The organism is Peribacillus sp. CSMR9 (assembly GCF_033141925.1).
GTDB classification, from domain to species: domain Bacteria; phylum Bacillota; class Bacilli; order Bacillales; family DSM-1321; genus Peribacillus; species Peribacillus simplex_A.
This window is the reverse complement of the sequence record NZ_JAOPHO010000046.1, coordinates 1-23,727: the sequence shown is the minus strand read 5'-3', so window position 1 is coordinate 23,727 and position 23,727 is coordinate 1. Positions and strand designations below refer to the sequence as shown.

The following is a 23,727-nucleotide window of genomic DNA, read 5'->3' as shown; positions in this document are numbered from 1 at the left end:
TACGTCAGTCCCATTTTTTTATTCAGTTGCATGTAAAGAATTACTCCTTTTAACCCAATAGGTCGCCAATACGATTAAAAGAATTAAAACAGCTTGCGGCACCAGCGTTTCCATTGTTGGATAGAGACCTATCCATTCTACAAATGGGAAGGAACTGATCGTATTTGTCTGTATCACTTGCGAAACCTGAAGCGAATGGATAGAGACCCCAAGAATCTTGAAAGCCAAGGCATATATGAGTATCGTTGCGACTTTAAAGAATAGGGTCATCGGTAATTTCACACTGTAGCGTAACATGATGAATCCAATTACCACTAATATGAGGAAGGCAAGGAAAATCCCGCTCATCAGCTGCTTTAATTCCATATATGGAGCCATTCCAGCATAAAAGATAATGGTCTCCGCACCTTCACGGAATATGGATAGAAAACTGATTAAAGCAAAAGAGATGATGCTTCCCGTTGCAATGGCTTGGTTCATTTGCTTGCTGATATAACGGTTCCATGCATGGACATTCGATTTACTATGAAGCCACAGACCAATTGTCAACATCATCAATACAGCTATTATCCCAGTGATTCCCTCAATATATTCCCGGCTCGACGCAGCCGTGACCTGAGAGAAAACGATATTGATTATGACCGCCAATATGGAACTGGCAACTAAACCTGCACCTACCCCTGTCCAAATCCACTTTTGTTTGTCCGCTTGCCCTATTTTCTTTAGGAAAGACAATAATGTAGCCACAATCAAGAGTGCTTCCAATCCTTCCCGTAAAAGAATCAGAGCGGCATCCCATGTTGTATAACTCGTATCATCAATCAAAGGGAGTAACCTTGAGTTTAAATCGGATACGATTCCCTTCGCTTCCTCAGCCTTTACCTTTTTCGATTGCAATAGGCTGATTGCGGTAGGGACTTTCGTTTCCATATCGCTGTAAAGCTTGCTGTCCCTTGTGGAGACCTCTCCTTCGACATTAGGCCAAATTGTTAAAATTTCATTTAACTGATCAACGGCAGAATCGATGTCATCCTTTTCAATATCCGTTGCACTACTTTGTAAGAGTTGCGTTACATCCCCAAGTGAATAGGTCTTCTTCTGGCTTCCTTCTTCAACTTTACCAGCAAGGAAATCCTCCATTAAACCCTTCAATTCAATTAGATTCTTTTTGGCTTTTTCCGAATCTGGGGGATCTTGTGTAATCGCTATTCGCACAAAAGCCATACTTGTTTCAATTTCACCATATGTAGCTACACTTTTCTCCCTGACAACGACCTCTGCGCCGGTCCATTGATTCAGCAGGTTCGTATATTGAACTTTAGCTTGATCAAAGTCACCTTTAGTTACCGTTGCGTCCAACTCATCTATTAAAGGAATTATCGCTTGTAACCTTTCTTTATAGTCCGTCTTGTCAACTGGGTTTTCATTAGTATCATATGTAACAAGAGTACTTGATAAAGCTGATAGCCGCTTTTTGATTTCATCTGTTGAGGCTTGTTCTCTCAAAGCGCTTTTTACAGCGGATAGTTGCTCGTCGACTTTCACCGCACTTTCACTGTCCGTTTTTATCGTTTTCCATTCTTTCTCGAATAGATCAATATTTTTCGATACTTCCTTAAGGCCCCCGGATTTTACCTTCATTAAACTATCGCCAATATAAACAAAAAGCTGATCATGGTTTTCACCCGCCGAAACGATCCTTACAGCAGATGAAAGAAATAAAAGACTGACTATTAGAACCAATATCCCACTCTTCCATTTAGAAACGGTCATACCGTTCCCTCCTTTTTCATGAACTAAAATCGCCAACCCGGATAATATCCATGCTGGCGATTTTCACGTCCTCATTTGTAATTCAATTTATCCAAAAAGGGAATCCCCAATATAGCCACCCTTTTTCACACCTGGTAAACAGGCGAACATGGCACTGCCCTTGTGAACGATATATTCGTTGAGCTTATCATTTTTCGCTAGTCGCTCCTGTATGGGAATAAATTGTTTACTTGGGTTTCGCTGAAAACAAATGAATAGCAGGCCCGCATTAAAGCTTCCTGTTTTAGGATCCATTCCATCTGCATATGAATAAGGACGTCGCAGTATCTTTGCTTTTCCGTCCCCCCTAGATAGACTCATATGCGAATCTTTGGGAATGATCCGATTTCCATTTGGGTCTTTAGCTTCCAGGTCAGGGCTATCAAACTCATTCTTCATTCCTAGTGGAGCTCCACTGTCCCGATGTCGGCCAAACGTATTTTCTTGTTCTTTCAATATTGTGCGGTCCCAAACTTCAATGTACATCTGAATTCGGCGCACCACCATATAACTGCCTCCAATAAGCCAGTCAGGCCCGTCATCAGCCTTTACCCAAACATGCTCATTCATTTCACTGTTATTATTCTTATCCGGATTGGCAGTCCCATCCTTAAACCCAAATAAGTTTCGCGGTGTCGTTTTTTGTGAATCGGCTTGCTTAGTCCGTTGAAAACCTGTCTGTGCCCAATGAATGATTGTTTTCCCTCTCCCGATTCTCACTAAATTCCGAACAGCGTGAAAAGCCACTTGAAGATCATCTGCACATGCTTGAATACAAATATCCCCACCGCTCCATTCTTCTTCTAATGCATCTAGAGGGAATTTGGGCAGGTCCTTTAATTCAGCAGGTCGTTTCGATTTCAAACCAAATCGATCTTTCCCATCTTTCGAAAATAGGGTAGGACCCACTCCAAAAGTAATCGTTAAATTGGAAGGTGATAATTCTTTCGCTTCCCCCGTATCTTTTGGAGGCATATTTGTATTAAGAGATGCTTCACCAATTAAATCTCCTGCTGTCATCTGAGCCGCAGCCTCTGTCCAATCCTTAAACAGCTGGATTAAATCAGACCTATTATCTGTCGTTACTTCCAATGATGCAAAATAAAGGTTATCTTGCGCTTCAGTGGTGATACCAGCCTGATGCGCTCCATAAAATGGGACAATATCTTTAGTTTGCCCCTTTGCCTTTTGATCAGAAAGAGTCAGCAGTCCTCCAAATCCAGATGCCCCTATCGCGACTCCGATTCCACCGACTCCTGCCGTTTTCAACATATTTCTACGACTTACTTTTTTTGTAAAAATACCAGTTTCATCTTTTGGCGTGTTTTCTTTCAATTATGATTCCTCCGTTACAATCCCTATTTGCGAAAGTGGTTCAGCTAATGCATCAATTGCTTGGCTCAACTCTTTGACTTCAGATTCCTTTAAATCCGTATATGAGATGTAGCCATTTCCTTCTTTATGCTTTTCAAGCAAGCCGTATACATCGTCAAAACGTTTTTGGATTTCCGCAGCAAGCTTCGGATCCTTTTCTTTCAGCGCTGGCGTAAGCAGTTCATAGATCTTTTCTGCACCTTCTACATTTGCAACGAAATCATATAAATCCGTATGAGAGTATCGGTCCTCTTCTCCTGTAACTTTACTGGTAGAAACTTCATTCAATAAATCCACTGCACCCGTGATTAATAAATCAGGTGTGACCTCAACCGTTTCAACTTTGGCACGAAGCAAATTGACATCACTCATTAATTGATCTGCATACCCTTCGTACCCCTTGGTTGTGTTTTCTTCCCATAACCCCATTTCAATCCGGTGGTAACCGCCCCAGTCTGCATCTTTGACGTCCCCTTTACGCGCATCAATTTTCGGATCAAGATCCCCAAATACTTCTGCGATCGGTTCCGCTCTCTCATAATGCATGCGGGCTGGTGCGTATGCTTCCTTCGCTTTTTCAATATCTCCGGAAGATACCGCCGTAGTAAATTCTTCCGTTGCGTTTACGAACTCTTCTATTTCACCAATTGCATATTCCCTGTACTCGGTAGATACATCATCAAGCTTACTCGCACTCGCTTCTTTGGCGTTATCATCTGCGGGCTTAGTTTCTTCCTTTTTCTGCGTACAGCCAAATAATAGGCTTGTTGATAGTAAGACTGCTAATGTCGCCTTTGCTTTCTTCATATTGTATTCTCCCTTAGAAATGATTTGTAGATTCATATTATCAGATAATGAAAATCATTATCAATATATATTTTAATGAAAATGCGACATTTTTCATTCTCTTCGAAAAAATCCACCCACTTTACCTTTTCCCTTCCGTATATAAAAAGCTTACAGCGGCTAAAAATAAAAAAAGGCAGTGTTCTTTCAACTACCTCTAACGCTCACTCATTAACTTGTCATTTTCTTTGTCCATGATTTTTGTGATGTCCTCAACAAATTGATTGATAAATATTAGCTCTTGCTCATTATAAGCGGAACATAAATCTTTGGTGGCCATAGAGAGTGATTGATAGTGTGATTTAATCTGTTCCTGTCTTTCGGATATCGGTGCAATCATTACCCGTCTTCCGTCCATATGATCTCGTTCTCTTTTAACATAACCGGATTTCTCAAGGCGATTGATCAGTGCCGTAACCGAGCCCGTACTCAATCCTGTAATTTTGGATAGTTCTCCAGCGGTTATTGGTCCTGTTTCATTCAATATTTCCGCACTCTTTAAATCCGTATGGGACACCCCTATTTTCTGAGCCATGTTTTGTTGAAATAAAACGGATCTCATTCCATACCTTTGCAAACTGTGTGTTAAACTCTCTAACAGAGCTGCATTCACCCCATAATCGCTTGACATAAAATGCCACCCCTTTTACACTTGAATTTATCTTGATTTTCAAGATAAATGTTTTGTTTCATCTTAACGTTTACCCTTCAACCATGTAAAGGAAATTCATGAGCTGGTTGATGCGAAGGAGGAAAATAAATGAACGATCAAAAAAAACAAAGATTCATTGTTGCCGGTTTATTATTGGGTATCTTGATGTCAGCAATGGATAATACGATTGTTGCGACTGCAATGGGAACGATCGTTTCCGATTTAGGCGGGTTCGATAAGTTTGTATGGGTGACATCTGCCTATATGGTCGCCACGATGGCAAGTATGCCGATTTTCGGTAAGCTTTCCGATATGTATGGAAGAAAAAGGTTTTTCATTTTTGGACTCATAGTCTTTTTAATCGGTTCCGCTTTATGCGGTATGGCTCAGAGCATAGTACAGTTAAGTATCTTCCGTGCCATCCAAGGTATAGGCGGAGGAGCTTTGATGCCAATCGCCTTTACAATCATTTTCGATATTTTCCCACCTGAGAAACGAGGAAAATTGACAGGGCTTTTTGGTGCTGTATTTGGGGCCTCCAGCGTATTGGGACCACTTTTAGGTGCATATATTACCGAATATTCCAGCTGGCGCTGGATTTTCTACGTCAATGTTCCGATTGGAATCATCTCTTTATTTTTTATCTGGAAATATTACAAGGAGTCAGCCAACACCCAAGAGCAAAAAATTGATTGGGGTGGTGCAGCAACTCTCGTCATTGCCGTTATCAGCTTAATGTTCGCTCTCGAACTGGGCGGAGAGTATGGCTGGGGTTCATCTCCTATCATAGGTCTGTTTGCTAGCTTTGTGGTTTTCTTCATTTCTTTTTTCTTTTTCGAAAAAAGGGCAAAGGATCCAATCATCTCATTATGGCTGTTTAAAAGGCGATTATTTGCCACTTCTCAAATTTTAGCCATTCTTTATGGCGGTACATTCATTATTTTAACCGTTTATATTCCGATTTTCGTCCAAGCGGTTTACGGTGGTTCCGCAACAAATGCCGGATTGATCCTCACCCCTATGATGCTCGGTTCGGTATTCGGCAGTGCAATTGGCGGGATATTCAATACAAAGACAAGCTTTCGCAACTTAATGACGATTTCCGTCATCTGCTATTTTTCGGGTATGCTTTTATTAGGGACCATTACTCCTGATACCAGCAGGACTTTATTAACTTTATACATGATTCTGACTGGGTTTGGCATGGGCTTTTCCTTCTCCCTTTTGCCTATTGCCTCCATTCACAATTTGGAACCAAGATTCCGGGGGTCGGCCAACTCAACAAACTCATTCCTCCGTTCTTTTGGGATGACACTCGGTGTAACGATTTATGGAGCGATTCAGAACAATGTGTTCACAAGTAAAATGGCGGATGCATTTAAAGGAATGCAAGAAAACCCGGATACAGCCGGATTAATCAAGGACCCACGTCAACTCTTCCAATCGGACGCACGTGCCGAGATTCCGGACTTTGTCCTGGATAAAATCGTTCATGCGATGTCCGATTCGATTTCACTAATATTCACCTTGGCCCTCATTCCGATTGGTCTTGCAGCAATCACTGTGTTCTTTATGGGAAAAACAAGAGTGGAAACAACTTCAAATGAGGAATCATTAAAATAAATAAAGGCGCTGGACTTCCAGCGCTTTTTATTTATTTTCATTCCTTCTATTTAGGAGGTGAAAATTGCCGAAAAATCAGTCTACTACTAAAATATAAGTAACACATTCACATACCGAGGTGAGAAGTTTGAAGATTGTATGTTTTGGTGACAGTTTAACCAGAGGCATTTCTTATGTTAAGGGACGGCTTCGCATTATTAAAGAAAATTATCCGAACTCTTTAGCTAAGCTTACAGAATCATTGCCATTCGTGGAAGTTTTGAATAAAGGGGTTTTCAATGACAACTCCGACCTGTTGGTTAGCCGGATCGAGAAAGACGTCATGTCGGAAAATCCCGATATCGTATTAATAGAGGTCGGTGGAAACGACTGTAACTTCCATTGGGATGAAGTAGCCAAGAATCCAGATGGTAACCATGAGCCCATCGTTCCAATCGAACGTTATCTGGAAAATATCACACAACTTGTCAAGCAGGTTCAGGACGAGCATGTAACACCTTTCCTTTTAACTCTCCCACCTTTGGACCCTGCCAGGTATTACAGATCTATAGCTGATAAATTCGGGCATTCGATCGGGCATTTCGTTTCCCATGTCGGAGGTATTGAACATTGGCATGGGATGTATAATCGCCAATTGAAAAACCTTGCAGAAGATCTTAAGGTGCCTTTGATTGATGTCCGTTCCCATATTAAATCCTCCGGCGACTTGGGTCTCTTGATTAGTGATGATGGCATCCACCTCACTTCCGAAGGGTATCAGCAAATGAGCATGGCCATATTCTATGATTTGCAAAAGCATATGGCAGTGGAAATAACTCCTCGGCCATAAAACAGAAAAAAAGGCAAAGCATGGCGCTTTGCCTTTTTTGGGTTTTTATAGACTTTTCACTTCCACGTTTTCCGGAAGCTTGAAAGGGTTCTCGGTATTGATCCTGTCATAAAACATCATCCCGTTCAAATGATCTAGCTCATGTTGAAAAACGATTGCAGCAAAGCCCTTCAGCCGCATCTCTATTTCCTCACCATTACCATCCACCGCTTTAATTTTAACCCGTTCATAACGCGGTACATATCCTTTAACATCACGATCGACAGAAAGGCAGCCCTCACTTTGCGGTAAATAGATCATTGTGGCAGAATGACTGATAATTTTCGGATTCACAAGGGCATATTCAAACAGCTTCCCCTTTTCGTCTGGAAAATACATGACGAACATGCGTTTATTCAAGCCTATCTGATTTGCAGACAACCCAACGCCTTCACGCAAGTTGTACTTCTTTTGGAGTTTTGGGTCCTGGCTATTTTTAAGGTATTGCATCATGCATTCCAACGTTTCACGATCTTCATCCGAAATCGGCAGGCTAACTTCATCCGTTACCTGACGCAGAATTGGATCTCCTTCTCTAACGATATCCTTCATCGTAATCATATAGTCTTTTATAAATTTACTCATAGAACTTCACACTCTTCTACCATTTTATTTTTTCATGACTTAGACCATTTCACTTTAGCATTTCGCATTTAAAAAGTCTAATATGCAGGTTAGAATAAATTTCCCTAAATCCTGGACTCCATTACTAAAATTTTCAATATTGAATTTCATTTCCTTACTCTAACATTATTTACCTTAACTTTAGGGTACAAAGACCTATATATTAAACGTTTAAAAATTCTATACTGAATATATATTCTTAAAGGAGATGAAAAATTGAATTCGAACTCTAAATTTGTTTCGAAGTTGCTGCCGTTCTTGACGGCTTTCATTGTGATAATTGCTGGAATCAGTTGGTATGTTGTTACACAGTCAAAGGATATGGTCATTCCTTTTTCTTCTGTAGAAAAGACGATTAAAGCTCAAAATGGAGCCCCTGTCACCATTGAAGAAAAAAAGGATGGCACTCTTCACATCTCCACACCAGATGGAGAATACGTTTCTAGTATTCCTCCCAACAGTCAAATGATCAATAAACTTGTCGAAACATATAACGTTCAATATTCTTTTTCATCAACTAATAAATCAGCAATATGGATTCTAGGCGGATTGTTGGCGGCTCTCGTCGCAACCGGTGTCATTATACAGAAAAGATCAAAAGGTGGATTACGGATTGGCAGCAAGAAACAAAGCCTTTCCACCCCTAAGCCTCTACCAGAGATAACCATGGATGATGTAGGCGGTTTGCAAACCGAAATCAAACAGGAAATCTTACAGACGCTCACTACACTAAAAGAACCTGAACGTTCAGCAAAGATTGGAATTAAACCGCCTCAAGGCATTTTATTATACGGCCCCCCTGGGACGGGGAAAACGCTGCTTGCCCAGGCAATCGCAAAAGAGCTTGGTTCAAACTTCTTCTCTACGAGCGGTTCGGCCTTCAACGAAATGTTTGTTGGAGTCGGTGCAGCCCGTGTCCGCAGTCTTTTCCAAAATGCACGTAAGCAATCGCCAGCTGTCATTTTCATCGATGAAGTGGATGCGTTGGCCGGCAAAAGGAAAGCTCATGGCGGGGAAGAAGGCGAAAAAACGTTAACTGAACTGCTTGTGCAATTGGATGGAGGCCATCCAAATGAAGGCATTTTATTCATCGCAGCGACCAACCGGAAAGATATGCTCGATGAGGCATTTCTACGTCCGGGCAGGATCGATTTCTCTTTCCAAGTTCCACTCCCAGATACACAAGGAAGAAAGGAAATCATCGATATCCATTCGAAGGGAAAGCATTTGGCAACGGATGTCCTTGCCTCCTTGGATGAATTGGCTGAAAGTACATCCGGTTTCTCCGGTGCTGACTTAAGTGCTCTATTCGATACTGCCTCACGTCATGCACTGAGGAATGAACAGGATATGATTCGTAAACAGGATCTTGATTATGCCATTGACCGTACGATACTTGGAGCCACATCACGTACTTTGAATGATGTGGATACGAAGCGGCGTGTGGCCATTCATGAAAGTGGACATGCCCTGATTGCAGCTTTGACAAAGCCTGGTTCTGTTCGAAAGGCGACCATCATTCCGCGTGGGGAAGCCCTTGGATATGTAGCGCCGATACCAAAAGAACTACATCTAGCTACAGCAAGCGAATTGCTTGATCAAGTCAAAATGATTTTAGCGGGCGGCGTGGCGGAAAGAATGTATTTAGGGGAACACAGTATTGGTGTAGGCGGAGATGTACAGCAGGCGAAACATCTACTTGAACAAATGGTCGATACGGGAATGCTTCAAGATGGATTTACCCTCACTTTCAATAAAGGTGAGAAGGAACAAAAGATGCAGGAATTATTCACCAAAGCGATTCAGGAAACGGAAATGTTGATTGATACGAATCGCCAACAGTATGATGAGCTCGTTGATGAGTTATTGAAAAAAGAGACACTCGATGGATCAGAAGTTCAGCGTATCGTTGATGCTTCAGAAATAACCAGCGTATGCTCGAATGCTTAACACTATTTTCTGCTGAGTGTTTTTAAACCTACTCTGTGTTTGGGGCCTGTTTGAATCGAACAGGCTCTTTTTTTTGATCATATTCGGAGGCGACCCGTAAAGCTAAGAAGTGAGGACAGGGGAAATTAACCAGAAGGAAATTCCGTCCACTCTCTGTGAGTGGATTTCAGCATATAAAAGGGCTCTCGACATTGTCGACAGCCCTTTTTCAAGGTTTGCACCTATCACTTTATAGTTTTTCCAACTGGATGATACCTGGTGTGTTTTGTTTCTGGATCCCTGCCTTTTGCAATTTCACTGCCGTTCCTTCTGGTAAGTTAGTGAATATGATAGGAGTGACCGTAGACGGAGCATTCCGTTTTATGAAATCTAAATCAATTTCCAAAAGAGGTGTTCCTTTTGTTATCTTTTGACCTTCTTGCACAAGAGATGTAAAGCCTTCTCCATTTAATTTAACTGTATCTAAGCCAACATGGATCAGAATTTCCAGTCCATTATTCATTTTCAATCCCAATGCATGATTTGTTGGGAAGATACTAAGCACTTCCCCATCGATTGGTGATACTAGTTTCCCATTGACTGGCTCGATAGCAAAGCCATCACCCATCATTTTCATCGCAAATACTTGATCGGGAACCTGTTCTATCGGCAAAACGGTTCCTTCGATTGGAAGGACAAAGTCATTTGCCCCCAAAGTTTGGTTTTCTTCCACTCTTTCCTCTGCCACTTGTGCAGATGGACCTGTTTTCACTTGGATTGGATCGACGCCATTCTTGACAAGTTGTTTCATCGCATTTGCCACAAATTCAACATTCGTTCCAACAATGACTTGCACACTTGATTTATTCAATTTCATTACACCGCGCGCACCATGCCTTTTTAAGGCGGCTTCATTCACATTACCTGTATCGGCAACTTCTAAACGTAAGCGTGTTGCACAGTTATCAATTAGCTTTATGTTTTCTTTACCGCCAAGATCTTGAATGAAAAGCGATCCCATATCGGTATATTTATCCCCTGTTTTCACAATAGTTTCTTCTTCCACATCTTCCTCATCGTCTTCACGGCCAGGTGTTTTTAAATCCATGATCTTGATGACAAAATAGAAAATCACGAAGTAAACGACAGCGTATACTAAGCCAATCGGTATTAACCATAGTGGTTTTTGCGCAATGCCAAAGTTCAAGAAATAATCAATGGCTCCTGCGGAGAATCCAAAACCGTGATGAATATCCAATATAACAGCAAGTGCCAGAGAGACCCCGGTTAATAAGGCATGTATTACATATAACACTGGCGCGATGAACATGAACAGAAATTCAATCGGTTCAGTGATTCCTGTTAAGAACGAGGTGAAAGCTAACCCGAGCAGCATCCCCGTCACCAATTTACGTTTCTCTTTCTTAGCAGCTGCAATCATCGCTAATGCTGCAGCGGGAAGGCCGAACATCATGATTGGGAAAAAACCAGTCATGAAAGGTCCAGCAGTTGGATCACCTGCGAAGAACCGGTTTATATCACCGGTCGCTCCATTGTATTCACCAAATACGAACCATACCATACTATTCAAGACGTGATGCAAACCTACTGGAAGCAATAAGCGATTCAATACGCCAAATACGCCAGCACCTAAAGCTCCTGCGCCTGTAATCCAGTCTCCAACGTTATTGATTAGATCTTGAATAGGAGGCCATACAAAACCGAATATTCCCGCAAGTAAAATCATCGCCAGAGATGTGATGATCGGAACAAATCGTTTCCCTGAAAAGAATCCAAGCCATTCAGGGAGTTTTATTTCAGAGTATCTATTATATAGGAAGGCAGCAACTATACCCGATATAATACCTCCTAATACAGCCATGTCGATATCTTTATTAATCGCTTGTGTACCATTCGTCAAAACAAAGTAACCAACAAGACCAGCTAATGCCGCAGCACCGCTTCCATCTTTGGATAATCCAATCGCTATACCTAAAGCGAACAGTATGGCAAGGTTATCAAAAATTGCTTTTCCCGAGGCAGCCATAAATGCAATATCAAGTAAATCCGGTTGCCCTAACCGAAGCAATAAAGCAGCTGCTGGTAAAACAGCAATTGGCAACATCAAAGCTTTCCCAATTTTTTGTAGAAAATTTAACATCTAACTCATCTCCCTTGTTCCTAACATCTTTTGATTCAGCAGAATGACAAGACATATAAAGCGTTTTCATTTTGTCAATAGAATAATTTTTCTTTGGCTTATACTAGCACAGAAAATATATAGATGTCTATACCAATTCATCTGGAAATATACTATATTCTTAGAATATAAGAGAAAAACATCATCATTTACCCCTTAACTGGTCTAGACAACTATTAATAAAAACGATAAAATGAGGGCAAAATATAAGAGACCAATTCATGACTCATTCATTAAGTTTTACTTTCACAAAGGAGATTATGTATGAAAACATTCATTATTAATGATCTGATAGTTCATAGCGAAAACGAAACATACAAAAATGGGTACATTAAGGTCGTGGATGGAAAAATTGCCGAAGTTGGGCCAGTAAACCAATACAAACATGACGATGATGTTAAAGTAATTACTCTTTCATCAGATTACCAGGTAATTCCCGGTGCCATCGACATTCATATCCACGGAGCATCCAATTCCGATGCAATGGATGCCACACATGAAGCATTATCCACAATGGCAGAGACTCTTCCCAAAGAAGGAACCACCAGCTTTCTGGCCACTACAATGACTCAAACTACCGAAGCCATTGAATCAGCACTACTTAATGCTGGTAAATATATCGAAAATCAATCTCAAGAACACGCTGAAATAATTGGAGTCCATTTAGAAGGTCCTTTCATTTCACCGGTCCGTAAAGGAGCACAGCCTGAAGAGCATATCGTTGACCCTGATGTCACTCTATTTAAAAGGTGGCAGGAAATGGCCGAAAATCAAATCAAGCTTGTAACGCTTGCTCCTGAACAACCAAACGGATTAGATCTTGCCGCTCACTTAAAGGCAACTGGTGTCGTCGCTTCCATTGGACATTCAGATGCAACATATGACCAAATCGATGAAGCAATCCAAGCAGGGACTACCCACGTTACACATCTTTATAATGGGATGCGGGGACTCCATCACCGTGAACCTGGTGTTTTGGGAGCTGCTTATCTTCGAGACGAGCTATATGTTGAACTTATTGCTGACGGGATTCACTGCAGGCCGGAAATGATCAAGCTGGCATATAACCAAATTACTAGCGAACGAATGATTTTGATAACGGATTCGCTTCGTGCCAAATGGCTTGAAAAGGGAACCTATGATTTAGGTGGTCAGCCTGTGTATGTTAACGAAACGAAAGCAACGCTTTCAGATGGTACACTAGCCGGCAGTATATTGAAAATGAACGATGCCATCAAGAACACAATGGAATATACCGATTGTTCCATGACTGACATTATAAAAATGACGGCGGAAAACCCTGCCAAACAACTTCGGATTTTTGACAGAAAAGGAAGCATCCAGGTCGGCAAAGACGCCGATCTTGTAATATTGAATGACCGCTTGGACGTTGAAATGACGTTCTGCAGAGGAAATTTAGCTTTTAAAAAGGAGAATGTATAATGAATATCATACAAGTGCAGGACTACATGGAAATGAGCCGGACAGCCGCAGAAATAGTGATCGGAAAAGTCAAAGGAAATCCTAATATCAAATTGGGCCTTGCAACAGGCGGTACCCCTAAAGGAATGTACGATAATTTGATTGAAGATCACGTGCGCAATCATACTTCTTATGAAAATGTAACGTCTTTTAATCTTGACGAGTATATCGGCTTAAAACCAAATGATCCAAACAGTTACCATTATTATATGAATGATTCCCTATTCACTCACATCAATATAAATAAAGAGCGCACTCACCTGCCAAATGGCACAGCAGATGACACCAACGGAGAATGTAAACGGTATGATGAAATGATTGATTCCGTCGGAGGGATCGATCTTCAGATACTTGGCATTGGGCAAAATGGCCATATTGGTTTTAATGAACCTGGAACTTCCTTCACATCAGGTACACATGTCGTGACACTCGAAGAATCCACGCGTCAAGCGAATGCACGTTATTTCGATTCCATAGACGAAGTTCCTACACATGCCGTTACGATGGGCATTTCAACAATCATGAAAAGCAAAGAAATTCTGCTGCTGATATCTGGTGAAGAAAAAGCCGAAACCTTGAAGAAATTGATACACGGTGACATTTCAGAGGAATTCCCTGCATCTATCCTAAAAAAACATAATAATGTTACAATTATCGCAGACCAAAAAGCGTTACCCGGAGTGATAATACCCTAAAAGGAGCGAAAGTCGATGATTGATAAAAACTCACCTCTTCCGATTTATTTTCAAATCGAAGAACAAATAAAAAGACAAATAGAAAACGGTGAGTTCCAAGCGCACGATGCCCTTCCATCTGAACGCGAATATGCCGAGCAATTCGGAATTAGCCGGATGACCGTCCGGCAAGCCATAAATAATTTGGTGAATGACGGATACTTATACCGTCAAAAAGGAAGGGGAACCTTTGTCGCCGATAAGAAGTTGGAGCAGCAGCTCAATGGGTTGACCAGCTTTACAGAGGATATGAAAGCCAGGGGGTTAAATCCAAGCAGTAAGCTGCTGAGCTTTGAAATCATTCCGGCTAATAAGAAAATTGCCAGTGAATTGCACATTTCCCTTCATGCTCCCGTTTATGAAATAAAACGCATTCGCTTGGCTGATGATGTTCCAATGGCACTCGAGACCGTGTACATGTCTGCTAATTTAATTAAAGGACTAACGGAAGAAATCATTAACCTTTCCCTTTACCAATATGTGGAGAATTACATTAAACTTAAAATAGACTATGCTTCACAAACATTGGAATCAGCGATTGCTTCTGAATTGGAAGTGACCCATTTAGCGATCCCAAAGCACTCACCCATATTATTCATTCAAAGGAATACATTTTTAATAGATGGAACCCCTCTTGAATATGTTAAATCGGGTTATCGTGCAGACAGGTATAAGTTCACTATCACTATAACCAGATAATCTTGAATATTTTTGATATACAAAAGGGCCAATCACTAGAGTCTATTAATTGCTAAAGGTAATCGGAGGGTGTCACATATATGAATTCATACTTTGAAGAAGTTCAGGCTTTACTCAAAATTGTGGGAGAACAGGAAAAGCAATCAATTAAGGAATCTGTGGAACATATCTCGAAAGCAGTGGTGTCGGATGGAGTCATTCATCTATTCGGAAGCGGACATTCTCATATTTTGACGGAAGAGGTATTCTACCGGGCAGGTGGGTTAGCCGCCATTCATCCTATTTTCGTTGAAGATTTGATGCTTTTTAAGGGAGCATCTAGGTCATCGCAACTCGAAAGGCAAAATGACCTATCTGAGAAATTCATGCTTGATGAGGATATCCGTCCTGGCGATGTCTGTATTGTCATTTCATCGTCTGGTGTGAATCCCGTTCCCATCGATGTAGCTATAATCGCAAAAGAAAAGGGCGCCTTTGTCATTGGACTTACATCACCGGGGTATGCAAACAGTTGTCCTTCACGGCATAAAAAGAAGCTTTATCTCCACGATGTCGTTGATTTGGTCATAGACAATCATATTTCCAAAGGTGACACATTGCTGAAATCAAATAATATATCCTTTGGTTCCGGATCGACCGTAATCGGGGCCGTCCTTCTCAATATGATTTTCACACAAGTCATTGAAACGATTATTGAATCAGGAGTGACCCCTCCCGTATTTCTAAGCAGTAATATCGAGGGGGCAGATGAACACAATCAAAAGATTATCGCGAAATATAAAACAAGAATCCCCCAATTGTGAATCGATATAGCCAAAAAGGCATACATAAGCTTTTATGTTCCACATGATGAAATAATAAAGAAGGCATCCATTCGAATGCCTTCTTTATTTTATAGTCCCTTTTAATCCCTTTTTTTCAAAAATGGCCACCAATTCGTTTTCCAAACGTTGCAACCATTACTGAACAACGGCAAGATGACAAACGCGTATAAAGCAAGCCCCACCAATATTAACGTGGCAATCTCCAAGAGTGATAACACCCCAGCCGGCATCAGCTCAGCAAAAGTTCCCCCATCTTATTGACATAGAAGAAAACTTCCATATATCGATCAATCAAACCAGAAAATTTTTCATTTGTCATCGTTGCACCTCTCAAAAAGTAGCTCAATCATTAAACTATATGTAGCTTACTACTGTTTTATTTAACGTATCAATCCCATAATAGTTTATTATTCCTAGTTTAACTCATGGTAAATGAGGGAAAACCAAAGTAAGCAAACAATCTACTATTCTAAGGGAGGAAATATAAATGACTCAAACAACTATCGAAACTCAAACGAATAGCAAACTGTTAAAAGGGATTCTAATTGGAGGACTTGTTGGTGGTGCGTTAACCTTGCTTGACTCCAATACAAGAAATAAAGTAAAGCGTTCAGCCGTCCTTTTAAAAGACAACTCCATGAATATGATTGAACAGGTCAAGGAGAATCCCGGCGAAATGAAGGAACAAATGGTATCAGGAGTCAAAGGCGCAACAGAGACGATTAAAGAGGCAATCAATGACGTTGAAACCTTATATGAAACCGTCAATGAAGACGTGGTGGGTAAAGTATCCGAAGTAAAGGATATCTCCACTAACGCCCTTGGTACAGCTAAGGACGCAACAAATGAATTAAAGGACATCAGCTCAAAAGTGGTCGTTGCCGGTAAACAACTGAAGGAAACACCAACACAATCATTGAAGTCAGATAATAAAAAAAGTGAAAAAGAGAGCGATGACGTCGTTACAAAATCAGGATTATCCAATCAAAAATCAATTTCATCGAACTTCTAATATATAAAAAAGCTGAGGCATTATGAAGTGACCCTTTGTAAAAGACATTTAAAAAAAGCTAGGCAACTTGAAGGAGATGCTGTCTGTATTTTGCAGGCGGCATCTTTAATGGTCGACAAATAAGCACGTTTGCCGTGATGGTAAGTTAAGTAAGTGATGTCCGTTCATAATACTTTGCCTGCGACACCTTGTTTGAATGGACGCTGTAGGAGGTTTGGATAAGTACGGTGTTCGTGTGTCGCTTTTGCCATTCGGCGATAAGGATTCGCTTTTCAGATCGGGCAGATCCTATTAAATTTATTCATAATGCGACGAGTTCTTTTAAGTTGTAAGTGATTTGATACTGATTTTCTAACGTCATTTTAATTTGACACGCACCTTTTTTTCTTCGACGAAAATGATAGGCCTTTAAAATTATATCTTTACTTCTTCATCCGCCGCATCACGTGCTGCACGCTTTTGTGCTGATTTCTCTGTGAAATAATTATAGTAACCAGAGCGAGACACACTGATGATTTCACAAAGATAGCGTACAAGGCGCTTTAATTGATATTTTTCAATTGTCTGATGAACCAATTCAAATTTTTGTTCCGCTACAAGTTTGATTTCTTTTTCAACATCTGCCTTTCGAGTAGATCAAGCGTTTTTAAAAGTTCATTCCCCGCCTGTAAGAATCGATTTTGTGCTTCAAGTCGTGCGAATTTTTCTTCTAAACTTAATTCTCGCTCTTGGGGACGTCTTGAATTTGTTTTTTCTTGCATCTTGTAGACTTTCTTCTCCATTTTCACGATGAGCTGCACGCCAGCGTTTTCCTGCAGATTGTATACGTTTTAAGCCGATTAGTTCAATATCTAAACCTGCTTCTTCAAAAATAGTTCTTGGTATTTTCCCTTTCTCATTTTCAGTAATAAATAGGCGTTTAAATTCATCTGTGTACGTGATGGCCTTGTCACTAACAGCTTGAACATGAGGATTACATTTTAGTTGTGCTTGTTCTTTCTCCGTAAATAATCGTTTGGTCATCTTAGTTCACTCCGACGTGTTTTTTCTTATTATAAACAAAAGTACCCTACAGGATAGACTTTTTTCAAAGTGTCTATTCTATAGGGTACATTTTATTACGCCCCAGCTTTTTGTTGTTCCATATATCATTTCACTTGATAACCTTATTCAGAACCCTCTATTTTATTTGTAATCTCATGATCTTTTTTCACTTCAGCTAACCAAGCTGGATATTCCTCTTGTAATCTTTCAGAAAGAAGCGTTTCCTTGATTTCCTCTTTACTGTCTTCTAAATTAGCTTTTTTTGCTTCCTTTTTACCGGTTACTTTTATGATGTGATAACCATAATCGGATTTGACTGGATCACTGACTTTGCCTATATCAAGATCAAAGGCAACATCTTCAAACTCATCCACCATATTCCCTTTCCCAAAGTATCCTAAGCTTCCACCGTTATCTGCCGTTTCTGTATCAGTGGAATATTCAGCTGCCAATTTAGCGAAATCACCGCCCTCTGCAATTTCCTTCTCAACCTTTTTAGCCGTTTTTTCGTCTTCGACTAAAATATGACTGGCTTCCACTTGTTCAGCTTGTGCAAATGTATCTTTATTATCTTCAAAATACGTACTGATTTCATCGTCTGTAACGGTAATTCTCGGTTCGATCAGTTTTTTCGTTTGCAGATAAACCACGATATCATTTTTCAAGGCTTCCATGGACGAACCGCTTGCTTCCAATTGCTCTTTTAACGACTTTTCATCGCCATAGGACTCAGCCATGGTATCTATTTCTTTTTGGATTTCTTCATCCTTAATTTTAATTCCTTCTTTTTCCGCTTCCAATTCAACCAATTTATTCGTAATTAACAGGTCTAAAGTATCTGCTCCGTACTCTGCAACAAGCGCGTCATACAGCTCATCCTTACTGATTTTCTCGCCATCGATACTTGCCATTGTCTTATTCTTATCCGTAGACGAAATCATCGCAAATGCCATGATCCCGGCAATGATTAAAGTGCTCCCTGCCCAAACATATGCCTTCGTGCTTCTTAATAGGTTCATGAATGCTCTCCCTTAATTTTTCTATTATGATAGCTTGGAAATATTAATCAATCCTTAAAATATTAGTTCCACCTGTGGCATTTCCCATCATTATGCTAACATACTTATATCCTACTGATATTTTAGAGCATTTTCTGGCCTACTAACATTTTACATTGCTATAAATTCATTATTACAAAGATCTAAATTATACCGTTATATTGACTTTTGATATATAGGTAATGGTGGCGAAGCAACGGAGATCATACGTCAAAAACTCAGAAAAAAGCATGGTATAAGGGGGATACCTGTACACCATGCTTTTCTTGTATTATTTACGATGCATCTTAAACTCAAGGAAGAGTTCGTTGTAATGGGCCAAGTTTTTCTTCCCAAGGTTTTCGTACACTTCCAGCTTCTCTGTCAGTTCTGGTGATGGATAGAAACGTTCATCCTTCACCACTTCTTCAGGCATATATTTCAGTGCTTCTTTATTAGGGGTCGAGTAGCTTACATATTCGGCATTCTGTGCCGCAACTTTTGGGTCCAGCATGAAGTTGATGAACTGGTGAGCCGCATCGGCATTTTTGGTTGTTTTCGGGATGACCATATTATCAAACCATAAATTGGACCCCTCTTTAGGGACCACATATTCGAGATCTTCATTTTCAGCCATGATTTCAGAAGCCACTCCGGACCAAACAAGCCCAATCGCCGCTTCCTGGGTTTCCAATAGCATGCGGCTTTCATCTCCAACGATCGCTTTAATATTTGGAGTGAGTGCATCAAGCTTGGACTTTGCCTCTTGAAGGTGTTCTTCATCTATATCATTCAATGAATAATTCAAAGAGTTCAGGCCCATGCCCATCACTTCTCTAGCCCCATCCGTCAAAAGTATTTCATTTTTTAAATCTTTATCCCATAAATCCGCCCAAGCCGTTATTTCTTTGCCACCGAGCATCTTGGAGTTGTAAACAATTCCAACTGTTCCCCAGAAATAAGGCACGGAATATTTATTCTCCGGATCGAATGGCAGATTGATGAACCGCTCGTCGATATTTTTCAAATTTGGTAGCTTGGAATGATCCAGGGGAACCAATAAGTCTTCTTGTCTCATCTTATCAATCATATACTCAGACGGTATGGCAATATCATAAGTCGTACCGCCCTGCTCAATTTTAGTCATCATTGCCTCATTTGAATCGAACGTCTCATAAATGACCTTGATACCCGTTTCTTCTTCAAAACGGTCGATTAGATCCGTATCGATGTAATCGCCCCAATTATAGATGGTAAGCGTATTATTGCTCGTAAACCCCTGTGATGAGTTCAATCTTGAAATCGCATATAGCAGCAAGGCGGATACGAGGGAAATGATTAAAAACATTTGGACCAGCCTTTTCATCGTTTCCCCCCCATTCCCGTTTGCCTTACACGTTGAGTTATAAAGTAATAAACGACAACCAACAATAGTGTCAAGGCGAACAGCAGTGTCGATAGTGCATTGATATTCAATGAAATACCACGGCGGGCCAATGAATAGATTTCCACTGATAGAGTGGAGAAGCCATTACCGGTCACAAAGAACGTAACCGCAAAATCATCAAGTGAATAAGTCAAAGCCATAAAAAAACCAGCAAAGATACCTGGTAAGATGTATGGTAGGATGACCTTCGTCAATACATCCCAACGGCTTGCCCCTAAATCCCGGGCCGCATCAATTAAGGTAGGGCTCATTTCCTGAAGTTTCGGAAGGACCAGCAGCACAACGATCGGGATGCTGAAGGCGATATGCGACAACAGTACTGAGTAGAATCCAAGCTTGATCCCAGCCATTGTGAATAGAATCAGGAAGGAAGCACCGATAATCACATCGGGACTGACAATCAATACATTATTCAATGACAATACCGTATTCCTAGCTTTACTGCTCGTAAAGGAACGAATTCCAATGGCTCCAATCACCCCAATGATCGTGGCGATCAGTGCAGATAATAAAGCGATCACAAGCGTATTCAATACAATGATCAACAGCCTTGTATCTTGGAACAACTCCTTGTACCACTCCATGGTGAACCCTTTAAAGTCATACATCGTTCCACCGCTGTTAAACGAGTAAAAGACTAAAAAGAAAATCGGTGCATAGAGTATGAGAAAAATCAAAACGAGAAACCCTTTTGATATTGGTGATAACTTACTACCCAATTTACACACCCTGCTTTCGGTTACCCGTTACAAACATAATCAGGAACATTATAATAATCAAAAATACCGCGATTGTGGAACCCATTCCCCAATCCTGTGTCACAAGGAAGTGCTGCTCGATAGCCGTACCAAGCGTAATGACTCGATTACCGGCAATTAGTCTTGTAAGCATGAACAATGAAAGTGCCGGGATAAAGACTACCTGGCATCCCGTCTTTACACCATCTATCGTCAAAGGAAAAATGACGCGGCGGAATGTCATCCACCGGGACGCTCCCAAGTCATTGGCCGCATCCAAAAGGGTGGGATTCATTTCATCCAGCGCATTGAATATCGGTAAGATCATAAACGGGATGAATATATAAACCGAAACGAATATGAAGCTGAAATCCGTAAAGAGAATTTGCTGCTTTCCGATTCCTACTGCCTCCAGAAAACCATTCGCCACACCATACGTGCCAAAAATGCCAATGAAGGCATAAGCCTTTAAGAGTAAATTAATCCAGGAAGGCACGATTATCAGCAAAAGCCACAACTGCTTATGCTTGGTTTTCGTTAACAAATATGCGGTAGGGTAAGCCACTAAAAGGGATATTCCCGTAATGAGGAAAGCATACCAAAATGAGCTTAAAGTCATTTTTAAATATACTGGTGTAAAGAACTTTTGATAGTTAATCAAAGAAAGATTACCTTCAATGTCGAAGAAGGAATAGTAAAGGATTAACAAAATGGGTGCGACAACGAATAAAGCAATCCATAAGACATAGGGTATGAAATAAATATTCCGTGATAGTTTATTCTGCATGACTTTCCCCATCATGATACGCTTCCAAACGCTTATCGAATTCCTCTTCAGTTTCACCCAATCGCATGACATGAATCGCTTCGGGATCGAAATAAAGACCTATTTCATCTCCAACTGTTGCCTTTTTCGTTGATTGGACAAGCCACTCATTCCCATCATGATCATAGCAGCTGATTTCATAATGCACACCGCGAAATAGCTGAGAGTCCACCCGAACTTGCAGTTTCCCGCGATTGACGGAAGTAATCTCTAAATCTTCCGGGCGGATGACGATATCAACAGCTTCATCGCTATTCAAACCTTGGTCTACACATTCGAACTGTCTGCCGACGAATTCCACTAGGTAATCTTCAATCATTTTTCCTTTTACAATGTTCGACTCACCAATGAAATCGGCAACGAATCGATTCAGCGGTTCATCATAAATATCCGTAGGGGGCCCACTTTGCTGAATTTTCCCTTTGTTAAGGACAAAAATCTCATCTGACATCGCTAATGCTTCCTCTTGGTCATGAGTGACGAAGATGAACGTGATTCCAAGTCTTTGTTGTAGCTCCCGCAATTCATATTGCATTTCTGTACGCAATTTCAAATCAAGGGCAGATAGCGGTTCATCCAGCAGGATGACTTCCGGTTCATTAACTATCGCCCTGGCAATCGCTACACGTTGCCGCTGACCGCCGGACATTTCCCTGATCTCCCGTTTTTCATAACCCTCCAAATTAACAAAGCTGAGGGCTTCCTTCACCTTTATTTCCACTTCGGTATTTTTCATTTTTTTGATGCGAAGACCGAATGCTACATTTTCAAAAACATTTAAATGTGGAAAAAGTGCATAATCTTGAAATACTGTATTTACTTGCCTTTTATTGGCTGGCACATCATTGATCTTTTTTCCCTCAAAGTAAATATCACCCTTGGAGGCCTCCGTAAATCCGGCAATCAAGCGAAGGATCGTTGTCTTCCCACAGCCTGAAGGACCCAGAAGCGTATAGAACTTCCCTCTCTCGATTTCAAAACTAACATTATCGAGAACTACCGTATCATCATCGAATTGCTTCGTAACCTGATCGAAGTGTATTATATTCTCGTTTGCCATAGCTACTTCCCTCTTTCCATTACCTTACTTCATCCGTCTTTACATAGACGATAGCAATTGCTTTGAATTCTATAAGTATGATTCCGTCACCACAAGCAATAACTCGGATGGACCCCCAAAATCATTGATGATTTGGTGTTCATCGGAAGCATGAAAATAAATTGATTCACCTGCCTTGACGAAATACGTATGTGTACCAAGCTTTACAATGACTCTTCCGCTTATTACATAACCGAATGTTTCCGACAAGGATGGTTCAAATTGTTTGAATTCCCCTTTTTCCTGAAGGGTCAAGCGAATCGGTTCCATTTCCTTCTCATTCGATTCAGGCACAAGCCACTGAATTTGATACCCTCGTTCCTCATCGATAAAAAATGTTTGTGCTTCTTCTTCATACACTACTTTTTGGACCTGATCCTCTTCATCGAAGAATTGCTTCGGCTTGCAGCCGAGTACTTCTAATATATTGAAAAGAGTTTCAATGGAAGGGGAACTAAGATCCCTTTCTAACTGTGAAATATATCCTTTGCTTAAATCCGTTCTTTCTCCCAATTCTTCCTGGGTCAATCCTTTTTTCAAGCGAAGGTTTTTTATTTTTTTTCCAATTTGCATCCTATTTACCCTCAATTAGTTTACTTATAGTAAACATGAAGTAGATAAAGTTTTATATAAGTAAACTTCCAGTTTAATTTTATGGATATTATTATACAGGAAATGCTGGAAACTTCAAACGGAATTTCCAGTCATGCAAAAAAGGACCGCCACATGGGAGGCTGCTGAAAAACTCACGTTTTTCTAACTAGTACGGTAAATCAAACTAAAAAAAAGACAATTCTCATTCGATACTTGAATGGAAATCGTCTTTTTTTGCTTCTGTGTGTCACTTTTTTAGGCCAT

At 40.6% G+C, this 23,727-nt stretch carries 21 protein-coding genes and 1 pseudogene; 8 read left to right on the top strand and 14 right to left on the bottom strand.

The annotated features are described in order from the left end of the window. Positions 1 to 18 precede the first annotated feature (18 nt). The 4 genes from N9I19_RS17620 to N9I19_RS17605 all read right to left on the bottom strand — a co-directional run bounded on the left by N9I19_RS17620 (position 19) and on the right by N9I19_RS17605 (position 4,663). The gene (locus tag N9I19_RS17620; RefSeq protein WP_317778538.1) at positions 19 to 1,773 is read right to left on the bottom strand and encodes an FTR1 family iron permease; all 1,755 of its coding nucleotides are present in this window, start codon (positions 1,771 to 1,773) and stop codon (positions 19 to 21) included. 87 nt (positions 1,774 to 1,860) lie between these two features. Next, entirely contained in the window at positions 1,861 to 3,147 is a 1,287-nt protein-coding gene (gene efeB, locus N9I19_RS17615) for an iron uptake transporter deferrochelatase/peroxidase subunit (protein WP_089363930.1), read from the bottom strand. After that, complete coding sequence (efeO, locus tag N9I19_RS17610) at positions 3,148 to 3,993, bottom strand: iron uptake system protein EfeO (RefSeq protein WP_089363929.1); 846 nt, start codon at positions 3,991 to 3,993, stop codon at positions 3,148 to 3,150. A 196-nt stretch (positions 3,994 to 4,189) separates the two neighbouring features. Then, positions 4,190 to 4,663, bottom strand: coding sequence for a MarR family transcriptional regulator (locus N9I19_RS17605; protein ID WP_061461159.1), 474 nt, complete (start codon positions 4,661 to 4,663; stop codon positions 4,190 to 4,192). A gap of 129 nt (positions 4,664 to 4,792) precedes the next feature. On the opposite strand from N9I19_RS17605, the gene N9I19_RS17600 reads away from it, so the two are divergent. Together N9I19_RS17600 and N9I19_RS17595 are read left to right on the top strand one after the other, a co-directional pair. Next, the gene (locus N9I19_RS17600) at positions 4,793 to 6,307 is read left to right on the top strand and encodes an MDR family MFS transporter (protein ID WP_317778537.1); all 1,515 of its coding nucleotides are present in this window, start codon (positions 4,793 to 4,795) and stop codon (positions 6,305 to 6,307) included. Positions 6,308 to 6,434: 127 nt separating this feature from the next. Next, positions 6,435 to 7,136: an SGNH/GDSL hydrolase family protein gene (locus tag N9I19_RS17595; RefSeq protein ID WP_411730468.1), complete on the top strand. Its 702-nt coding sequence runs from the start codon at positions 6,435 to 6,437 to the stop codon at positions 7,134 to 7,136. Positions 7,137 to 7,181: 45 nt separating this feature from the next. On the opposite strand, the gene def is transcribed toward N9I19_RS17595, so the two are convergent. Then, a complete protein-coding gene (def, locus tag N9I19_RS17590) occupies positions 7,182 to 7,760 on the bottom strand; it encodes a peptide deformylase (RefSeq protein WP_089363926.1) in 579 nt (192 codons plus the stop codon). Between the two features lie 255 nt (positions 7,761 to 8,015). On the opposite strand from def, the gene N9I19_RS17585 reads away from it, so the two are divergent. Next, the gene (locus N9I19_RS17585) at positions 8,016 to 9,749 is read left to right on the top strand and encodes an AAA family ATPase (RefSeq protein ID WP_317778535.1); all 1,734 of its coding nucleotides are present in this window, start codon (positions 8,016 to 8,018) and stop codon (positions 9,747 to 9,749) included. Between the two features lie 229 nt (positions 9,750 to 9,978). Here the strand turns inward: N9I19_RS17585 and nagE are convergent, their stop codons facing one another. Beyond that, positions 9,979 to 11,889 carry an N-acetylglucosamine-specific PTS transporter subunit IIBC gene (gene nagE / locus N9I19_RS17580; RefSeq protein WP_317778534.1) on the bottom strand — a complete coding sequence of 637 codons (1,911 nt, stop codon included), beginning with the start codon at positions 11,887 to 11,889 and terminating at the stop codon, positions 9,979 to 9,981. A gap of 303 nt (positions 11,890 to 12,192) precedes the next feature. Here nagE and nagA point away from each other — a divergent pair, with 303 nt between their 5' ends. The 4 genes from nagA to N9I19_RS17560 all read left to right on the top strand — a co-directional run bounded on the left by nagA (position 12,193) and on the right by N9I19_RS17560 (position 15,646). Then, a complete protein-coding gene (gene nagA, locus N9I19_RS17575) occupies positions 12,193 to 13,371 on the top strand; it encodes an N-acetylglucosamine-6-phosphate deacetylase (protein WP_317778533.1) in 1,179 nt (392 codons plus the stop codon). Next, entirely contained in the window at positions 13,371 to 14,105 is a 735-nt protein-coding gene (gene nagB, locus N9I19_RS17570; protein WP_317778532.1) for a glucosamine-6-phosphate deaminase, read from the top strand. The genes nagA and nagB overlap by 1 nt, the downstream gene beginning before the upstream one ends. Positions 14,106 to 14,120: 15 nt before the next feature. Further along, positions 14,121 to 14,843 carry a GntR family transcriptional regulator gene (locus tag N9I19_RS17565; RefSeq protein WP_317778531.1) on the top strand — a complete coding sequence of 241 codons (723 nt, stop codon included), beginning with the start codon at positions 14,121 to 14,123 and terminating at the stop codon, positions 14,841 to 14,843. 80 nt (positions 14,844 to 14,923) lie between these two features. After that, positions 14,924 to 15,646, top strand: coding sequence for an SIS domain-containing protein (locus tag N9I19_RS17560; RefSeq protein ID WP_317778530.1), 723 nt, complete (start codon positions 14,924 to 14,926; stop codon positions 15,644 to 15,646). Between the two features lie 101 nt (positions 15,647 to 15,747). Here N9I19_RS17560 and N9I19_RS17555 read toward each other — a convergent pair. Beyond that, a pseudogene (locus tag N9I19_RS17555) lies at positions 15,748 to 15,918 on the bottom strand (hypothetical protein); the annotation flags it as partial. A gap of 236 nt (positions 15,919 to 16,154) precedes the next feature. On the opposite strand from N9I19_RS17555, the gene N9I19_RS17550 reads away from it, so the two are divergent. Continuing rightward, positions 16,155 to 16,679, top strand: coding sequence for a hypothetical protein (locus N9I19_RS17550; protein ID WP_061461149.1), 525 nt, complete (start codon positions 16,155 to 16,157; stop codon positions 16,677 to 16,679). A gap of 687 nt (positions 16,680 to 17,366) precedes the next feature. On the opposite strand, the gene N9I19_RS17545 is transcribed toward N9I19_RS17550, so the two are convergent. From N9I19_RS17545 to N9I19_RS17515, 7 genes are all read right to left on the bottom strand, one after another. Continuing rightward, the gene (locus tag N9I19_RS17545; protein ID WP_317778529.1) at positions 17,367 to 17,702 is read right to left on the bottom strand and encodes an HTH domain-containing protein; all 336 of its coding nucleotides are present in this window, start codon (positions 17,700 to 17,702) and stop codon (positions 17,367 to 17,369) included. Between the two features lie 143 nt (positions 17,703 to 17,845). After that, a complete protein-coding gene (locus N9I19_RS17540) occupies positions 17,846 to 18,742 on the bottom strand; it encodes a foldase protein PrsA (protein ID WP_317778528.1) in 897 nt (298 codons plus the stop codon). Between the two features lie 310 nt (positions 18,743 to 19,052). Then, positions 19,053 to 20,126 carry an ABC transporter substrate-binding protein gene (locus tag N9I19_RS17535; RefSeq protein WP_061461146.1) on the bottom strand — a complete coding sequence of 358 codons (1,074 nt, stop codon included), beginning with the start codon at positions 20,124 to 20,126 and terminating at the stop codon, positions 19,053 to 19,055. After that, positions 20,123 to 20,926: an ABC transporter permease gene (locus N9I19_RS17530; RefSeq protein ID WP_089363916.1), complete on the bottom strand. Its 804-nt coding sequence runs from the start codon at positions 20,924 to 20,926 to the stop codon at positions 20,123 to 20,125. The genes N9I19_RS17535 and N9I19_RS17530 overlap by 4 nt, the downstream gene beginning before the upstream one ends. A gap of 1 nt (position 20,927) precedes the next feature. Then, positions 20,928 to 21,731, bottom strand: coding sequence for an ABC transporter permease (locus N9I19_RS17525; protein WP_089363939.1), 804 nt, complete (start codon positions 21,729 to 21,731; stop codon positions 20,928 to 20,930). Then, on the bottom strand, positions 21,721 to 22,830 hold the full coding sequence (locus tag N9I19_RS17520; RefSeq protein ID WP_061461144.1) for an ABC transporter ATP-binding protein: 1,110 nt from the start codon (positions 22,828 to 22,830) through the stop codon (positions 21,721 to 21,723). The genes N9I19_RS17525 and N9I19_RS17520 overlap by 11 nt, the downstream gene beginning before the upstream one ends. A 69-nt stretch (positions 22,831 to 22,899) precedes the next feature. Beyond that, positions 22,900 to 23,442, bottom strand: a complete 543-nt coding sequence (locus tag N9I19_RS17515) for a helix-turn-helix domain-containing protein (protein ID WP_061461143.1) — start codon at positions 23,440 to 23,442, stop codon at positions 22,900 to 22,902. Between the last annotated feature and the right edge of the window lie 285 nt (positions 23,443 to 23,727).